General features: G+C 66.8%; 1 protein-coding gene. It reads right to left on the reverse strand.

What is annotated here, in order from left to right; all coding sequences use genetic code 11:
- On the reverse strand, window positions 1–425 hold a 425-nt coding region (locus ACH65_RS15155; RefSeq protein ID WP_153242624.1), incomplete at both ends, for a transposase.

Below are 425 nucleotides of genomic sequence, written 5' to 3' on the forward strand. Positions count from 1 at the left end.
CCGTCAGTGCGCGCGAACACGTGTTCAATGCGCGCGCGGATCTTCGCCCGGGCCTTGTTCCAGCCTTCCTGCTGCTTCGTCAGCGGCCGGTTCGCCTGACGCTTGTGCATCGTGCGGTCCTTCAGACCGTGATCCTGGCAGCGCCGTGCGGTCTGCGCCGATCGGTAGGCCGAGTCGCCGTACAGTGGCCGACCCTTCTGGGTCGTGTCCAGCAACGCCTCGATCCGCTGCGAGTCATGCACCGATGCCGGCGTCACCGCGAACGCCCGGATGAAGCCGTGCTCGACATCGGCATTGACGTGGTTCTTGTAGCCGAAATAGCTGCGCCCGTGCTTCTTCGTCCAGTCCGCATCCGCGTCCCGGTGCGCCGCCTGCTGCACGGTCAGCGCCGGTTCGCCGTCCTTGGGCGTCGGCGGCTTCCTAGT

The sequence above is a fragment of the Frateuria defendens genome (assembly GCF_001182895.1).
GTDB lineage: Bacteria > Pseudomonadota > Gammaproteobacteria > Xanthomonadales > Rhodanobacteraceae > Frateuria_B > Frateuria_B defendens.